The sequence below is a fragment of the Kocuria rhizosphaericola genome, from assembly GCF_044462205.1.
GTDB lineage: Bacteria > Actinomycetota > Actinomycetes > Actinomycetales > Micrococcaceae > Kocuria > Kocuria rhizosphaericola.
Map to the genome: position 1 here is coordinate 1 of NZ_JBISWK010000033.1, position 16,151 is coordinate 16,151.

Below are 16,151 nucleotides of genomic sequence, written 5' to 3' on the forward strand. Positions count from 1 at the left end.
CCCGCCCCGCCGTCGGTGCGCGGGGCCGGGTCCAGCATCAGCTCGGCCTTGACCGCCGAGGCGATGTCGTCCTCGTTGTGCGGGTCCCCCGGGAAGTACAGCTGCTGGGTGACCAGCTGGTACCCGGGTGCGGAGACCTTGATGTGGATGTGCGCCGGGCGCCAGGCGTGCCAGCCGGCCGCGGCGATCAGCTGCCCGCAGGCCCCGTCGGTGGGGATCTGGTACGGGGCCGGGCGCTTGGTGTTGATCTCGAAGTAGCCGTTCTCGTCGGCCTTCACGGTGGCCCGGAACAGCCACTCGGGCAGCTCAGGGGCGTACTGGGAGTAGAAGCCGTCGGCGTCGGCGTGCCAGATCTCCACCTGGGCGTCCTGGATCGGGTTGCCGTCGGTGTCGGTGAACCGGCCCTTGAACAGCAGCGGGGTGCCGGGCTCGTCCTCGCGCATCTGAAGGGTCGCCGGGGTGGGCAGCTCCGGGGCGCCGGGCACGTAGTAGGGGCCCTCGATGGTGCCCACGGCTCCGGGGCGCTCCTTGGAGTTGACGTCCTCGATGGTGTGCTCCAGCCACACGTCCAGGAACAGCGGCCACTCCCCGTCGGTGCCGACCTTGATCAGCCAGGCCTTCAGGGCGTGGTACTCCTCGTAGGTGACCTCGTGCTCGATCGCGATGTCGTTGATCGCCTTGATCGCCGCACCGGCCAGCAGGGACACCCGCTCCTGGGGCACCTCCAGCTTCGCCAGCTTGCCCGAGGCGGTGAACCGCTCGGTCGCCTTGGACCCGGCCTCGACCGCGGTGCCCTCGTTTGCCTTGCGCGTTGCCGCGTCGGTTTCTGTCTGGGTGTTCGTCATGGTCTTCACACTCCTGGTGGTTCGTTGTCGGGGAGATGGGAATGGTCGACGGGTGCACCGTCGGACGGGTACGTGGTGCCCTGCGGCCCCGGGAAGACGGATTCCCTGGGCCGCAGGGAGCATGGGGCCGGGCTCAGCGGTCTCGCAGGGAGTTGCCGTGACCGGCGGCGCGGTCGCGGTCGCGCTGGAGGTAGGCGTTGACGTCGGAGCCGTCGAAGAGGTCGGGCACGGTCCAGCCGTCGAGGTCGTATTCGGCCATGCAGTCCTCGACCATGCCGTGCATGGTGTCGGTGGTGCCGTTGTGCATGGCGTTCATGAGCATCTCCACACGCACGTTCTCGTGGTTGCCGGAGTAGTTGCGCTCATAGAGTTCGTGGCGGCCGCCGAACTCGGAGCCGATCGCGTCCCACAGCAGTTTCATCAGCTTCACCCGGTCCACGGCCTCGATGCCGTTGGAGCCGCGCACGTACTTGTCCAGGTAGGGGCGGATCTCAGCGTTCTTGAAGTCCAGGGACCCCGACGGCAGGTAGATCAGTCCGGAGGCGACGTCTTGTTCGATGATCTCCTTGACCCGGGGGTAGCCCTGGGCCATGAACATGCGGTAGGCCAGCCCGTAGTCCATCTTCGGCAGCACCGACCCGTTGGGGCCCTCGTCAGGGTTGAGCATCATCGCATCGGCCAGGGCCCAGAACATGTTGCGCCAGCCGATGACCTCCCCGGCCCTGGCCTGCACACCACGGAAGTCCTGGGTGCCGGCGATCTCGAGGGCCTTGAGGAGCAGCCCGGCGATGAAGTCGAGCTTCACGGCCAGGCGGATGCAGCCCTGGTAGGTGAAGCGCTGGATGAAGCCGGTCTGGGGCATGAACCCGTTGATCTGGTCCGGGTCGCCGTAGGCGAAGATGTTCTCCCACGGGACCAGGACCTTGTCGAAGATGAACACCGCGTCGTTCTCGTCCATCCGCGAGGACAGCGGGTAGTCGAACGGGGTGCCGGTCACCTGAGCGTTCTGGGCGTAGGAGGTCCGCGAGATCAGCTTGATGCCGGGGGCGTCCATGGGCACGGTGCAGATGATCGCGTACTCGGGCTTCTTGATCGGCAGCCCGTAGTGGGAGATGAAGTTGAAGTTGGTGATCGCCGAGCCGGTGGCCACGACTTTCGCCCCGGAGACGATGACCCCGTTGTCGGTCTCCTTCTCCACCTTCATGAACACATCGGCGACATCGTCCGGGGGCAGGTGTCGGTCCACGGGCGGGTTGATGATCGCGTGGTTCCAGTACAGGACTTTTTCCTGGGACTCCTTGTACCAGCGCTGGGCGTTCTCCTGGTAGGGGGAGTAGAACTCCGGCATCGCCCCGAGGGTGCCCAGGAATGCGGCCTTGTAGTCGGGTGAGCGGCCGAACCAGCCGTAGCTCATCCGCGCCCAAGTCTCGATCGCGACCCGGGACTCCTTGAGGTCCTCCACGGATTTCGGGACCTTGAAGAAGGGGTGGGTCTTGCCCCCGGAACCGGTGTCGGTGTCGGAGAGCAGCTTGTCGGAGGTCGCGGGGTCGTGGAAGCCGTCGTACATCCGGGCGACCATGCGCACCGAGTTGCGGAAAGCGGGATGGGTGGTGACGTCCTCCACGCGTTCGCCGTGCAGGTAGATCTCTCGGCCGTCCTTGAGGGAATCGATGTACTCATCGCCGGTCATGGGCAGCAACGGGTTCGCCGGGGTGGTGCGCTCGGACATGTCGCCGGTACGGGTCTGGCGGTCGGTCTCCGGGGTAGTGGTCATGGTCTCTTCGTCTCCTTCGATGCGGTGGTGCGGTCCAGGGGTGGATCGTGGGTCAACGTGTGGATCAGAGGCGGCCGGGGCTCAGAAGGACGGGAACGAGGTGGAGCCCTCGAACCAGCCCATCGCCATGCTGTCCCCGGAGGCCTCCCACGGGCTGCCCCCGGAGAAGCCGCCGACCTCGCGGAACTTGCCCGAGACGAACAGCAGCGGGTCGGCGTCGTTGATCTGTAGGTCGATGACCTCGCCGATGACGATGAGGTGGTCACCGCCGTCGTAGATGCGCCAGGGTTTGCACTCGATGGTCGCCGCGTTGCCGCACAGGACCGGGATGCCCTCATCGGAGCGCCAGGCGGGGGGATCCTTCATGGGCTTGCCGGCGAAGTGCAGGCAGGTCGCCAGCTGGTCGGCGGCCATGATGTTGATCGCGAACGGGGCGTTTTCGAGGTACTGGGAGGCCTTGTTCCCGCGGATCAGGGTGATCTGAGCCAGGGGAGGGTCCAGGGACACAGCGGTGAAGGCGTTGACGGTCGCCCCGTGCGGGGTGCCGTCTGGGGTTCGGCAGGTGACCACGGTGACCCCGGTGGCGAACTTCCCGAACGCCTTGCGCAACTGTCGTGCATCGATGGCCGGCGCCTGTGGTTCGGTTGCAGCGGTCTCGCTCATGGAAGTGTCCTCCTCCTGGGTCGTGCACCGGAGAGCGGTGCCATCCGGTCATGCCCAGAAGTGTTCTGCATCACAGGGCGACCATGAAGAGGCTGTCCTCTACGGGACAGGCCATGTCCCGGGCAGGCCATCGTGATATCTCCGACCCTCGTATTGAGACGCCGGAGGAATCGATGCGTGGTCTACGCTTCCGTTGCGCGCTGGAGCTCCAGCGGACTCACCCCGGTGCGAGCCTTGAAGACACGGGCGAAGTGCGAGGGTGAGGCGAAGCCGCACCGGCGGGCGATCTCGGCGACCGTCGTGCGCGGCTCGGAGACCAGCAGGGCCTCCGCGGCCTGCAACCGGTGGGCCTGCAGATGATCGGCGAACGTCTTGTTCTGCGCGGCGAACAGGCGGGAGAGCTGGCGTTCGCTCACCCCCGCGGCAGCTGCGACCTGCGCGCGGTCCAGTGCGAGATCGGCGAAGCGGTGCTCGATCTCCTGCACCGCCCGTCGATAGGCCGAATCCCTTCCAGTGTCCGTGGCGCGAGCCAACAACCGCTCCACCAGCCCGAAGGCCTCCTGCTCCACCCGGTGCGGGTCCTCCTGGGGCCGGCGCAGAGCGGAGTTGATCAGCGAGGCCAAACTCGTAGCCGCCGGGTCCTGGCCCGGGCTCCCCCCGCCCGTGGCGAAATCGAAGACCACCGGCTCCTTCAAAGGCTTTCCGTGCGTCAAGCGCACATACTCTTCGTGCGGAACGGTGAGCACCAGCTCCTGCAGGCCGCGGGAGAACCCGCGTACGAACGGCCGGTCGGCGTCGTAGAGCACCGCTTGGCCGGGCCTGAGCAGGATCATCCCCGTGGAGTGGTAGAAGAAGGCTTCACCGCTCAGGGCGAAGAAGATCGCCACATCACCGGTCGGGTGCTCAGCGATGATCCGTTCCGATCGCTCCACGATCTGGGATGAGCCCCTCACTCCGGCGAATCGTAGGGCAGGGAAATAGAGGTTGACCTCCTCCGCCACCAGCGGGGCGTTCTCCAGGGTGCGGATGTCCAGGCCGATGAGCGCCTTGGCGTTATGGGACTCCCAGTACTCGATGCGGTGAATGGCCGGAATCTGGGCCGTCGAAAAACTGACCAAGCCCGAGGGCGGGTGAGCGCCCTGAAGTTCCGTCACTGCATCATCCCTCCGACGAACGTGTGAGATACAACACTCCCTAGTTATAGAGACTCCGGGGACATCAATCCACTGCAGGGACGACTGCCCCGGGACAACCACCGCCAACCTCCGCTGACTTCACCCTCCGCTGACTTCACCCTCCGCGCTTTCCACGCCTCCCGCCGCGGCAAGCACGTTCGGTCGGCAAGACCTGCCAGATCCTCCCTCGCCATGTCACAGGGGAAGCAGGAAGCAGTGCTACTTAACGTATGGCCCGGATAGCGGCCATCAGCTGACTCGGACAGCGCCCGGTCCTGCGGCAGGCCCCCGCGGCGCTTCCACCGGTGCTGGTGCCGTCACTAGCCTGGGGGTACCACGACCGGCGCCGGGGACGTCCGGTGCGGGACACGGGGCGGGGAGCACGAGATGGATGCAGGACGTGGGCACCCCGACAGCGACGAGCGAAGCCCGCTGCCCGGGGGCGGTGCCCGACGGGCCACCGTGGTGCTGTGGGCGCACCGGTCCGGCTTCCTCGTCACCAGCGTGCTGTCCGGCTGGGGCGTCTATCATCTCGTCCTCGAGGAGGTCGACGACGACGGGCGTCTGCCCTGGTTGTTCCTGCCCCTCTGGGTGCTGTCGGCCTATGTGCTCCTGCCCCGGTTGAATCGTCTGCTCACCGGCATCTACGTCCCCAGCTACTTCATCGGGCGCGCCCGCACCTCCGACGGCCTGCTGGGGGACCCGGTCAACCTGGCGGTGGTCGGTACCCCCGCGCAGCTGTCCGCCGCGATGGTCGGGGCCGGCTGGACCGCCGCCGATCCGCTGACCCTCGGCACCGGCTGGCACATCGTGCGGGCGTCCCTGCTCCGCCGGAGCTACCCGGCGGCGCCCGTCAGCCCCCTGTTCGCCTTCGGGTCCAGGCAGTCCCTGGCGTTCGAGCGGGAGGTGGCGGGCAGTCCGGCCCAGCGCCACCACGTCCGGTTCTGGATCTGTCCGCCGGGGTGGAGGCTCCCCGGCGGGTACGCCGTCGACCTCATCGGGGCGGCCACTTTCGACCGGCGCGTGGGACTGTCCCTGTTCACCCTCCAGATCACGCACAAGATCGCCGCGGACACCGACCGCGAGCGTGACCTCGTCGTCTCGTCCCTGCATGCCGTCGGCGCCACGGTCCACGTCGTGGAGCAGTACTCCGCCGGCTATCACGCCCGCAACGGAGGCGGGGACGCCATCGAGACGGACGGCGACCTGCCCATCATCGATGTCCGCCCGAATCGGTGGAGCGGATGATCAGCGTTCTGGGTTGGGGGTGAAGGTGTGGCCCAGGGCGGTGGAGACCTCGGCGAAGATCCGTGTGGCCGGGGTGGCGCACGGCAGGGTCCTGGGGTCATCGGCCAGCACCGGGGACTCCGGGCAGGCCCCGGAGGGAATGTCGCTGGTGGCCTGCACGACCACGGTGGTGTCGGTGGTGGTGTCGTAGTAGACGGTGGTGTTGTACCCGGGCTGCGTCCCGGTGTGCCCGACCCAGCCGTCGATGCACCCGAAGCCCAGCCCGTACCCGGACTCGGGGGGCTGGAACGAGGTGAGGCGCTCTCGCTGGGCCTCCGGTTCCAGCAGGCCGTGCCCGGTGCCCAGTGCCCGGCCGTAGGCCAGCAGGTCGTCCACGTCCGAGATCAGGGCCCCGGCGGTGGCTCCCCAGCTGGGGTTCCAGTGGGTGGCGTTGGCCGGTGCCTCCGGCGTCGCGGTGTCGCCCTGGAGCGTGAAGCCCTGCGCGAAGGGGTCCGGCATCTCGGTGGACACCCCGGGCCAGACGGTCTCGTCGAGCCCCAGCGGGTCGAAGATCTGCTCCTCCAGGACCTCCCCGACCGGCTGGCCGGTGACCTGTTCGACGACGAGGCCCAGCAGGATGTAGTTGGTGTTGGAATAGTCGAACTGGGCACCGGGGGCGAACAGCGGGGATTCCGAGACGCCGACGGCGACCAGCTCCTCCGGGGCGAAGACCTGCTGCGGATCCGCGAAGAAGCGGTCCGTGAACTGGGTGCTGCGGGTGTAGCTGGCCACCCCGCTGGTCATGTCCGCCAGATGGCGCAGGGTGATCTGCTCTCCGTTGGGGATGCCGTCGACGTAGTCGGCGATGGGGTCCTCCAGGGATAGCTCACCCTCCTCGGCCAGCTGCAGGATCAAGGTGGCGGTGAAGGGCTTGGTGACCGATCCGACGCGGGTGTGCACCCCCACCTCCATGGGCTCCCCGGTGGCCGGGTCGGCCACCCCGTAAGCGGCCGTCCAGGTGCCCTCCGGTGTGGAGACCCCCACCACCGCACCGGGGGCGGAGGCCTGGGCGAACGAGGCCCGAGCGGCGGCGTCCAACGTCGTCGCCAGCTCCTCGGGCAACGGCTCGGCCATCTGCGCGGAGGGCTCTCGGGTGACGACGTCGTCGACATCGGTGACACAGGCCTCCGATCCCGTGGCCGAAGCCGACGGTGCCGCCGCGGCGGCCGGAGTGGCCGCCGGCCCGGCCGGGGAGGGCAGCGCGGCGGTTGCCCCGCCGGTCCCGAAGAGGAGCACCGCCGCCGTGGCGGCGGCGAACGTGTGACGCGTGGATCGTGCAGGTGAGGACATCTTCGTTTCCTTCTCGATCGGCGCAGGCCGCTTCCGGGGAGGGCCTGCACCCGGAGAACAGTGCTTCAGGCTCAGTCGTCATGGGCGACGACGTCGACCCCTGCGCCGCACTCCACCGCGAAGGCACATCCCGACAGCACGCACGGGCCATGGAATCGATGAGATCACGGACCGGTCCACGGCCCCGGATCACGCACCGGCCCCGGCGAACGCGTGGGACAGGCGGTGCCCCCAGCGTAGGACGGCCTTCCGGACCGGCCGGCCGACCTGCCCCGGATCGTTACCCAACCACCGAAGATGTCACGCCCCCTCTGCGGCCGGGGCGCCACCTGGGTCGTGGAGACGACCAAACAGCGAATGAGCCACGTGGGCAGCAGATGCGAGATCGACCCGGACCTCTCCGTTTTACACATGGCCTGTTAACGGTCGGCGCACGGTGCGACTACCTTGTACATCGCCCATGGTCCGTGTGGTGTCCGGGCCTCGCGTCCGGTCTTCGATATGGCTGTGGCAGTGCTCGAGTAGGGCGACACTTTGGTGATCACCACGCTGGACCGGTGGGGTCGGTCGACGCAGAACATGCTGATGTTCGCCGAGGCGCTGCGGGGGAGAGGTGCCGGGCTGCGGGTGCTGAACCTCGGTGAGAGTAGACGTGGACACGCACACCCCACGATGGGATCGATGGTCTTCACCGTCATGGCCGCCCTGGCGCAGATGGAGCTGGAGATCAAACGCGAACGAGTCAGCGACTCCGTGGCCAAAAGGAGGGCGGCCGGCAAGGACCTCGGCGGGCGGTGCCAAACTTTCACCGACTCCCGAATTCGCCACGCGCTGCGGCTCATCGAGGACGGGGAGCCGGCCACCCAGGTGGCGCGGGACCTGGGGATGTCCCGGGCCGCCCATTACCGGCGGATCCGGGAGTTGCCAGCGACGGCAGGCTGAGGGCTCAGTCAGTAGACTTTCCTGTCGCGCTGCCCAGACCCGTGCTCCATCAGAAGTGTCAGGTGCGGTTGTTCTATCTGTGGTGCAGGAATGGCGCTGCGATGATGACGGCCATGAGAGGGGCGAGCATGAGCACGGGTGCGAGCCAGGGGAGAGCGGTGACCACGACTCCTCCGACGGCGGCTCCGGCGATCAGGGCCAGGAGGATGACCAGCCCGGGCAGTTGCTCGCGGAAGAGTCTTCCGCCGGCGAAGGTAGCGACCAGCTTGGTGAGGGTTGTCCACCGAGCTTTGCCACGACTAGCGTCAAACGTGCAACCCGCAAAACTACGCGAGCGAGCAGGGGGACTGGGCATGTTGGAGACCACGGTGCAGCCCGGCACCAATATCGTCACCATCGACTACCGCGGAGGCCTCACTGTCGAGGATGAGCAGCGGATGCGCCAGGTGCTCGACGAGGTGCTCCGGGACCACGGCGATCTGCGGGTACTGGCAGTCCTCGGCTCGATCGACGTTTCGGCAGTCGAGCCCAAGGCGGCGTGGATGGATATGAAGGCCGCTGGATACCTTAAGCGGATGGATCGCCTGGCGGTGGTCTCCGACGCGGCTTGGGTGTCGAAGCTGATCGAGTCGACCGCCGAGCTGGCACACGTATCCGTCCGCACTTTCCCGGCCGACCAGCACAACTCGGCGCTGGCCTGGATTGCCCAAGCCTGACTGCGGGCCGCTGAAGCCCCCGGCGAGCACCAGCACCGGGATCTGACTCCCTTTTACACGGCCCGCGGGTCTCGGCGGTGCACATCATCGGCCCCAGTGATCGCCACGGCCAAAGGTGGTCTCTCGGAGGTGACCAGCACGTGATCTTCGGTGCCCTTCTTGCCGCCGTCGGTGGAGCTGGGGTCGGTCAGCTCGTCCCTTTCCTGTCCGGTTTCTGTCCAGACGCTGACCGATTCCAAGCAGGCCCTCGAGCAGTCGAGCAGGCCCTGCCGGCTTAGTTCCTGAAGTACAGCGCGGTGGAGTTCCTCCCACACCCCGGCCCTCCTGCCAGGCCTGCAGCCGGCGCCAGCCGATGATTCCCGAACCGAAGCCCAGCTGTATGGGACTCTTTTCCAGGCGATGCCGTTCTCGGTCACGAACAGGGTGCCCTCCAGAGAGGCACGGTCATTGGCCCGTGGCCGCCCGCTTCTCCCGTTCTTCGCCGGCGGAGGCGGCAGGATCCACGGTTCGAGCATGTCCCGGCAACTGGTCGATGACCAGTCGCTGGGACGGACTCTGCCTCGTCATGGGAATCATGATCGTCATCGACCCGCGGGCTTCGCTGCCCCCGGACTTGGGCCGTTGAGAGCATTTCCTAGCCGGCGGCGGGGGTGGGCTTGCCCCCCACGTAGGTCGCCGAGTGTCCGAAGCCGACGACCTCGTCCTGGCCGCGGCCGTTCACGTCGGCGAGCTTGCGGGGGTACCGGTCCTCGGTCCAGCCGTCGTTGTAGCCGAACACGTGGTACTCCTGGAACGGGTCCCCGAAGGTGTTGTCGGTCAGACCGTGAGCCACGTGGACGCCCGTGTCCCCGAAGCCGACCACGTCCGCGGTCTCGTCGGCGTTGAGGCGGCCGAGGGTGCGCAGGTGCCGGTCACCCCGCCACCCCTGGACGTAGCCGAAGTCCTCGACCTCGAGCGAGGCCGTGGAGAAGCTGCGCTCGGCCTCGGCCTCGGCGTAGGACACGAGGACCCCGCGATGTCCGAAGCCGACGATGTCCGCGGCCCCGTCTCCGTTGACGTCACCCAGCTCCCGGGGGTGCTGCCCCACGCGCCACCCCTGGTCGGAGCCGAAGTCGGGGACCCTCAGCTCCGGGGAGGTGAAGGGGTCGAAGGGGATCGTGAAGTACGACACGTACGCGCCGGCGTCGCCGAAGCCGACGATGTCGAGCGCCCCGTCGCCGTCCATGTCGGCCAGCTCGCGGGGGTGCTGGTCCACGCGCCAGCCGTCGTCGTACCCGTAGTACTGGCTGCGCGGCACAGGGTCCTCGAACTGCTGGTCGGTCTGACCGATCGCGGGCTGGCCGAACGCCACGTGGACGCCGGCGTTGCCGAAGCCGACGATGTCCGCCGTCCCGTCCCCGGCGAGGTCGGCGACCTCGCGTGGGTGCCGGTCGACCCGCCAGCCCTGGTCGTACCCGAAGTTCTCGACCTTCAGCACCGCCGGGGTGAAGGAGCCGTCGGCCTCGGCGTAGGAGACGTAGACGCCGGCGTCGCCGAAGCCGACGAGGTCCTCGCGGCCGTCGCCGTCCACGTCGGTGACCGTGCGCACGTGCTGGGAGTTGTTCCAGCCCTGTGCCGTGCCGAAGTTCTGTACCGTCAGCGTCGGGGCGGTGAACGTGGTGTCGGACTGGCCGTAGGCGACGAACACCCCGGGGTCGCCGAAGCCGACGATGTCGGCTATGCCGTCGCCGTTGACGTCCCCGAGCTCCCGCACGTGCTGGTCCACGCGCCACCCGTCGGTGTAGGAGAACATCGGGAACGCGGTGGTGGTGTGGGAGGCGTGGGCCGGGGACCCCAGCGCCAGGCCGGTCGAGACCAGCGCCGCCGTCGAGGCGCCTGCGACCAGGCGGACAGGCGTGGAGAGCTTCATGGTGTTCCTCTCAGGGACCGGGGCGCCGCCCCCGCCCTCGGGCAGGGGCGGCGCGACAGCGGACCTGTGCGTCAGAGCATCTCGGTCAGGGTCCGGGAGTACCCGAAGCCGACCACCTCGGCTCGCCCGTCGCCGTTGACATCGGCCAGCTTGCGCGGATACATGCCGACGCGCCAGCCCTGGTCGTAGCCGAACTCGTCCAGCCAGAAGTTGGCGTCGGTGAACGTCTCGTTCGGCTGGCCGTAGGCGACGTAGGTGCCGGCGTTGCCGAAGCCGACGATGTCGGCGGTGGCGTCGTTGTTGGCATAGGCCAGCTCGCGCGGGTGCTGGTCGACGCGCCAGCCCTGGTCCCAGCCGAAGTTGCGCACGAGCAGGTCCGGATGGATGAGGGCACCGTCGATCTGGCCGTAGGAGACGTGGACGCCGGCGTTGCCGAAGCCCACGACGTCCGCGGTGCCGTCCCCGTTGACGTCGGCGAGCTTGCGCGGGTGCTTGTCGACGCGCCAGCCCTGGGCCCAGCCGAAGTCCTCCGCCTCCAGGGCCGGGCTGGTGAAGGTGCGGTCCGGCTGGCCGTAGGAGACGTAGGTGCCGGCGTAGCCGAAGCCGACGATGTCCTGGAGCCCGTCGCCGTTGACGTCGGCCAGCGTCCGCGGGTACTGGTCCTCGTCCCATCCGCCGTCGGCGCCGAAGCTGCCGAGCTTCAGCTCCGGTGCGGTGGGACTGTGGAGGGGGACCCCGTAGGAGACGTAGGTTCCGGCGTTGCCGAAGCCGACGATGTCGGCGGTGCCGTCGCCGTCGACGTCGCCCAGTACCCGCAGGTGCTCGTCCGTGGTCCAGCCCTGGGCGGTGCCGAAGTCGCGAACCTCCAGGGCCGGGTCGGTGAGGTCGCCGTCGGACCTGCCGTAGGAGACGTAGGTGCCGGCGGCCCCGAAGCCGACGATGTCGGCGTTGCCGTCGCCGTTGATGTCGGCGAGCTCGCGCGGGTGCTGGTCGACGCGCCAGCCCTGGTTGTAGCCGTAGTCGTCCAGCACGAGTTCGGGTGCGGTGAACGTCCGGTCGTCGCGGCCGAACGCCACATAGGTGCCCTGGTCGCCGAAGCCGACGATGTCGTCGTTGCCGTCACCGTTGACGTCGGCCAGTTCCCGTTCGTGCTGGTCGACGCGCCAGCCGTTGGTGTAGGTGAAGTAGGGCTGGGCCGCGGCGTGGGCGGCGGTGCCCGTCGCGGCGACACCCCCGGCGGCCAGGGCAGCGGTCGTGGCGCCGGCCAGGAGTCGTGAGGTCTTTGGGTGCTTCACTTCTGATCCCCCCATGGTGGAGTTCTTCGGTTGGCACGGACGGAATGCCGGCGGCATCATCACCCTCTTCGGTCGCTTCTCGTGGCGGCCGAGCGTTCCGTCGTTCGTTCCGGCGTCCCGCGGGACCGTCCGTGTGACGGGTCCGATGTGCCGGAGATCACAGGCGCGCCGGTCCGTCCAGGCTAGGCCGCCCGTCGTGCACGTGCAAACATCAGTGCGAAACTCCATGGCTCTTCGTTATGGAGGCGTAAGGTCCGTTGCCCTGACCCTGGGAGGGGCGTGGGGGACTGCCGCACCATCAGGGGATAATTGATCGCGATTCAATCCCCTTTCGTTTTGGATATGGCCGGCTACCGGACACGTTCCACGGAGTTGACGTGGCAATGGGAGTTCCTGAACCTGGATGCGCTCACAGCCGGCGGCTTCCAGGTCCCGGATCTGCAGTGCCGTGTCCCGCTCGGCCGAACTCACCCGCGCGTAGCGTCGGCGTGCCACCAGTTCCGATCCCGCCGAAGGATCGTTTGATGAGTTCGCCCTGTGACGTTGCATCGCCTTCGTGAAGCGGGTCGCGGCGCCTGCTCCCTCGGTGCGGAGGACTTCGGAAACCTGTGCTGCCAACTTTGGAAAATGACACCCGCCCGCATGTTTCCGCGGACCAGCCACCCACCAACGGAGGTATGCCCGGGTGTCGACACGGCAGCAGGACGCGGACCGTCAAGTGTTCGATCTCCCGGATGCAGGCGTACGGCGCGATGATCTCGATGTCGATCCTGGCGTGTCCGGAGGGCGTGCTTCCCGTGCGCAGTCCGACAAGGCAGTGGACGCCCTTGGGGACGTCGACGGCGAGCCTGTACCGGCGGATCCGGGAACTTCCCGTACCGGTCGCCTGCGGGACGCCCGTCGACGGATCCGGAGCAGCGCCGAGGTCGGGCCGATCGGGGGAGCGGATACCAGGATCTGGTCAACGGGGTTGCATCCGGTGCCGGTGCAGCAGGGTGGTCACTGTCTCCGTGGGGTCTCGGCCCCGCCACGGCAGCGGACATCTGCCGAACCCCGTCCGCGCTGGTCGTCTCCGTCCCGTCCGCCCACGCGCGTCGCAACGGATTCCCAGTTTCGCCGGCAGGCCAAGGCCTGGAGAGAGCCGGGGTCCGGCTCGCTCATGCTGCCGACGCTGTGCCGCGGTGACGACATGTCCCGTGCGGGTCCCGGACGGTGGGGCGCCCGGGACCCGCGCAGAACGGGGATCAGCGCTTCATGAGGGCGAAGACCCCCCAGCCGAGATACTCACGTGTGGAACGCGCGTAGCGGGCGGGCTCGGTGGTGAGTTCTTCCCGCACCTCGGTGGCCAGTTCGTCGTCCGGGTTCTGGTCGAGCCAGCGGCGCATGTTGAGCCACTGGGCCGCGGCGTAGCGGTCCCAGCTGTCCTGGTCGGCCAACATCATCTCCACGACGTCGTATCCGAGATCCTGGAACTGTGCGATCAGTTCCGGGAGGAGCAGGAAATCAGCGATGCCGGTGGCGTGGCATGCCTTGGCGGTGTCCTCGTCCGGAGGGGTCCGCCGCCAGTAGGGCTCGCCGATCAGCATCACTCCTCCCGAGCGGAGGCTGCGGTCGAGCAGCTCAACGGTTCCGGCGACGCCGTTGCCGATCCACGTGGCGCCGACACAAGCGGCGAGGTCGACCGGCTGGTCCGCGACATAGCCGGCGGCGTCACCGTGGACGAACTCGACGTGGTCGGCGACGCCGAGTTCGGCGGCGCGGGCCCGGGCCTGCTCGGTGAAGACCGTGCTGAGGTCCACCCCGGTGCCCGTGAAGCCCAGGTCACGTGCCCAGGTGCACAGCATCTCGCCCGAGCCGCTGGCCAGGTCGAGCACCCGTGTCCCGGGGGCGAGGCGGAGCGCCTCGCCCAGGGCGGCGAGCTTGTCCGCGGTCAGCGGGTTGTGGATCCGGTGGGTGCTCTCACGGATGGTGAAGATGCGGGGAAGGTCCATGACCAGATTCCTTTCCGTCATGCCCTGCGGTGGGAAGAGCGGTTGATGGCACGTCGCATGCGCGCGATCTCCTTGGTGGGCCGCTCCAGCTCGGCGCGGAGCCGCGCGTCGGTGCGGGAGGCGGCATGGGCGTTCTCGCGCTGCAACCGGTGGTAACTGTCGAGGCGCCGCCGGGCGAGGTGGCCGTCCTCGATGGCGGACAGCACAGCGCAGCCCGGTTCGGTGATGTGGGCGCAGTCCGCGAAACGGCATTCCCGCGTCAGCTCGGTGATCTCGGCGAATGTCTGGTCCAGACCCTCCTCGGCATCGTGCAGGCCCACGCCTCGCAACCCTGGGGTGTCCAGCAAGACCCCGCCGTGGGGCAGCGGCAGAAGTTCCCGCCAAGCGGTGGTGTGCCGGCCCTTGCCATCGCTGCTGCGCACCTCGCCGGTGGCCAGTCTGTTCTCGCCCAGTAGGCGGTTGCCGAGGGTGGATTTGCCCGTTCCCGAGGGCCCGAGCAGCACGACCGTGCTCGTCAGGACAGCGGCAAGGACGTCGAGGCCCTCCCCGGTGGCGGCGCTGGTGACCAGCACCTCCACACCTGGGGCCACCGCGGCCACCTCGGAGATCGCCGACACCGGGTCGGCACACCGGTCGGCCTTGGTGAGCACCACCACAGGTGCGGCGCCGCTGCCCCAGGCCAGGGCGAGCATCCGCTCAATCCGCCCGTGCTTGAGCGGGTCGACGAGCGAGACGGTCACCGCCACGGTGTCGACGTTCGCGGCCAGTACCTGGGCCTGGGAAGTGCGCGATGCAGTGGAGCGGACCACGGCGGTCCGGCGCTCCAGTACCTCCACGACGGTGGCGGAGGCGGCCGCCGTGGCCGGCCGGACGGCCACCCAGTCACCGGTGCACGGCGTCAGCCGGTCACTGGTATCCGTCGGAGGAGCGACCATCGCGCGGACGGGCCCTGTCTCGGCGACGATGTCGCACAGGCCGCGTTCGGCCCGCACCACGCGGCCCGGAACCAGCCCGTCGGTCCGCGACGGAGTGAAGGAGCGCTCACGTTCCGCGTCCCAGCCGTAGTCGGCCAGAGCCAGGGCGCGCGCAGAAGATGGGAAAGCAGGTTGGTGTGAACCGGATTGATGAAACAACGTGGAGACCTTTGAAAAGGGGCCTCGCCGGACGGCAGACGTGCCGGTACTACTCCCACAGGGGAGGAAGGCAAGCGAAGGTCAGGACGAGACCCGGGAAGTGAGGATGATCCGGGCATCGCATGCAGCGATGGTCTCCACGACAGTCATCAACTCACCTCCTTGAATCTCCGTAAGCGAACGGCTTCTCGCTACACCCCCAATATAACAGCCGCCGTGGACGTCGACGCCGTCGGGACGGCACGCTGGAAATGGGGACGCGGCGGACGCGGGCCTTCGTGGGGAGCGGTCCAACCTTCGTGGACCGTGCGCATGCCGGTGCGGTGCAGGCGTCTCCGCTCCAGGTGCACAGGGCGTCGACGACGGGGTGGTTTCTCGTCATGGTCGCAACACCTGAGGGAAGTCGGGCCATGACGGCACCGCTGAGAGGCCATGATCGCCGCGTCGAGCGGCGACAGCCGCCGGATTCCCGACCGAGGCGGTTCAGACGCTCGTCCGGGTGAAGGTCAGATGGGTGACTCCACTGGGCGAGGAGGTGGCCTCGACCTGATAGTTCGCTTCCAGACCCTCGAGCCCGTCCCAGAGGCGCACGCCACGGCCCAGCAGGATCGGGACCACCACCACGTGCAGATGATCTATGAGCCCGGCCGCAAGGAAGTCGCGGACCATGGTGGGTCCTCCACCGATGCGCACGTCCCGGCCGTCCGCGGCCTGGCGCGCCGTCTCGAGCGCCTCCGCGGGGGAGGCATCCATGAAGTGGAACGTGGTCCCGCCCTCCATCTCGATCGATGGGCGCGTCTCATGGGTGAGGACGAAGACGGGCGTGTGGAACGGAGGGTTGGGACCCCACCAGCCCCTCCACCCGGGGTCCTCGTGCCACCCGGGATAGCCGAACTTCCCCGCCCCCATGATCTCGGCGCCGATCCCCACACCGTGCTGCTGGGCGAAAGCGTCGTCCACGCCACCGCTGCCGCCCGGATCCCACCACCGGGTGGCGATCATCCATTGGTGCAGCCGCTGTCCGGCGTGCCCGAAGGGGGCGTCCTGGCTCAGGCCCTCACCGGTGCCGAAGCCGTCGAGCGAGACGGAGAAGCTGTGGACGCGGGCCAGTGACATGGCTGGTGCTCCCTC

At 68.4% G+C, this 16,151-nt stretch carries 13 protein-coding genes and 1 pseudogene; 4 read left to right on the top strand and 10 right to left on the bottom strand.

Annotation, left to right across the window (positions count from 1 at the left end):
* From catA to ACH9D2_RS02970, 4 genes are all read right to left on the bottom strand, one after another.
* On the bottom strand, window positions 1–845 hold an 845-nt coding region (gene catA / locus ACH9D2_RS02955), incomplete at its 3' end, for a catechol 1,2-dioxygenase (protein WP_396361260.1).
* 133 nt (window positions 846–978) lie between these two features.
* A complete protein-coding gene (locus ACH9D2_RS02960) occupies window positions 979–2,619 on the bottom strand; it encodes a 4-hydroxyphenylacetate 3-hydroxylase N-terminal domain-containing protein (protein WP_396361261.1) in 1,641 nt (546 codons plus the stop codon).
* A gap of 81 nt (window positions 2,620–2,700) precedes the next feature.
* Window positions 2,701–3,282 (bottom strand): flavin reductase family protein, encoded by a 582-nt coding sequence (locus tag ACH9D2_RS02965; protein WP_396361262.1) that lies wholly within the window; start codon window positions 3,280–3,282, stop codon window positions 2,701–2,703.
* Between the two features lie 182 nt (window positions 3,283–3,464).
* On the bottom strand, window positions 3,465–4,436 hold the full coding sequence (locus ACH9D2_RS02970; RefSeq protein ID WP_396361263.1) for a helix-turn-helix domain-containing protein: 972 nt from the start codon (window positions 4,434–4,436) through the stop codon (window positions 3,465–3,467).
* A 408-nt stretch (window positions 4,437–4,844) separates the two neighbouring features.
* Here ACH9D2_RS02970 and ACH9D2_RS02975 point away from each other — a divergent pair, with 408 nt between their 5' ends.
* Window positions 4,845–5,705, top strand: coding sequence for an LssY C-terminal domain-containing protein (locus ACH9D2_RS02975; RefSeq protein WP_396361264.1), 861 nt, complete (start codon window positions 4,845–4,847; stop codon window positions 5,703–5,705).
* Here the strand turns inward: ACH9D2_RS02975 and ACH9D2_RS02980 are convergent, their stop codons facing one another.
* Window positions 5,706–7,034 carry a serine hydrolase domain-containing protein gene (locus ACH9D2_RS02980; protein WP_396361265.1) on the bottom strand — a complete coding sequence of 443 codons (1,329 nt, stop codon included), beginning with the start codon at window positions 7,032–7,034 and terminating at the stop codon, window positions 5,706–5,708.
* A gap of 447 nt (window positions 7,035–7,481) precedes the next feature.
* On the opposite strand from ACH9D2_RS02980, the pseudogene ACH9D2_RS02985 reads away from it, so the two are divergent.
* Window positions 7,482–7,976: pseudogene (locus tag ACH9D2_RS02985) on the top strand (recombinase family protein); the annotation flags it as partial.
* Window positions 7,977–8,329: 353 nt separating this feature from the next.
* Window positions 8,330–8,692, top strand: coding sequence for an STAS/SEC14 domain-containing protein (locus ACH9D2_RS02990; protein WP_396361266.1), 363 nt, complete (start codon window positions 8,330–8,332; stop codon window positions 8,690–8,692).
* 634 nt (window positions 8,693–9,326) lie between these two features.
* Here ACH9D2_RS02990 and ACH9D2_RS02995 read toward each other — a convergent pair.
* Entirely contained in the window at window positions 9,327–10,601 is a 1,275-nt protein-coding gene (locus ACH9D2_RS02995; protein ID WP_396361267.1) for an FG-GAP-like repeat-containing protein, read from the bottom strand.
* A 71-nt stretch (window positions 10,602–10,672) separates the two neighbouring features.
* A complete protein-coding gene (locus tag ACH9D2_RS03000) occupies window positions 10,673–11,896 on the bottom strand; it encodes an FG-GAP repeat domain-containing protein (protein ID WP_396361268.1) in 1,224 nt (407 codons plus the stop codon).
* Window positions 11,897–12,581: 685 nt separating this feature from the next.
* On the opposite strand from ACH9D2_RS03000, the gene ACH9D2_RS03005 reads away from it, so the two are divergent.
* The gene (locus ACH9D2_RS03005; RefSeq protein ID WP_396361269.1) at window positions 12,582–13,154 is read left to right on the top strand and encodes a hypothetical protein; all 573 of its coding nucleotides are present in this window, start codon (window positions 12,582–12,584) and stop codon (window positions 13,152–13,154) included.
* Here ACH9D2_RS03005 and ACH9D2_RS03010 read toward each other — a convergent pair.
* The 3 genes from ACH9D2_RS03010 to ACH9D2_RS03020 form a co-directional block, all read right to left on the bottom strand.
* Window positions 13,141–13,887 carry an SAM-dependent methyltransferase gene (locus ACH9D2_RS03010; RefSeq protein WP_396361270.1) on the bottom strand — a complete coding sequence of 249 codons (747 nt, stop codon included), beginning with the start codon at window positions 13,885–13,887 and terminating at the stop codon, window positions 13,141–13,143. The genes ACH9D2_RS03005 and ACH9D2_RS03010 overlap by 14 nt on opposite strands.
* Window positions 13,888–13,904: 17 nt before the next feature.
* Entirely contained in the window at window positions 13,905–15,020 is a 1,116-nt protein-coding gene (gene rsgA, locus ACH9D2_RS03015; RefSeq protein WP_396361271.1) for a ribosome small subunit-dependent GTPase A, read from the bottom strand.
* Window positions 15,021–15,503: 483 nt separating this feature from the next.
* Window positions 15,504–16,136, bottom strand: coding sequence for a dihydrofolate reductase family protein (locus tag ACH9D2_RS03020; protein ID WP_396361272.1), 633 nt, complete (start codon window positions 16,134–16,136; stop codon window positions 15,504–15,506).
* Window positions 16,137–16,151: the final 15 nt, after the last annotated feature.